The 444-nt window shown below is 67.6% G+C and carries 1 protein-coding gene; it reads left to right on the plus strand.

The window, feature by feature from the left end:
* On the plus strand, positions 1-444 hold a 444-nt coding region (locus JS756_RS36180), incomplete at both ends, for a beta-ketoacyl synthase N-terminal-like domain-containing protein (RefSeq protein ID WP_205387498.1).

The raw sequence follows: 444 nt of genomic DNA on the forward strand, positions 1-444 counted from the left end.
GTGAGGCGTTGGCGATGGATCCGCAGCAGCGTGTGCTGCTGGAGACGTCGTGGGAGGTGTTCGAGCGGGCGGGTATCGATCCGGCGAGCCTGCGCGGTTCCCGCACCGGCGTCTTCGCCGGCGCCATCACGCAGGACTACGGATCCTTCCTGCGCGCAGGAGAACACGACTCGGACGGTTACCTGCTGACGGGCAACACCGGCAGTGTCGCGTCGGGTCGTATCGCGTACACGTTCGGTTTCGAGGGTCCTGCGGTGACGGTGGACACGGCGTGTTCGTCGTCGTTGGTGGCGTTGCACCTGGCGGCTCAGGCGCTTCGGGCGGGTGAGTGTGATCTGGCGCTGGCCGGTGGTGTGACGGTGATGTCGACGCCGGAGACCTTCCTGGAGTTCTCGCGGCAGCGGGGGTTGGCGTCGGACGGTCGGTGCAAGGCGTTCTCGGACG

This window comes from Streptomyces actuosus, assembly GCF_016921115.1.
Classification (GTDB): domain Bacteria; phylum Actinomycetota; class Actinomycetes; order Streptomycetales; family Streptomycetaceae; genus Streptomyces; species Streptomyces actuosus_A.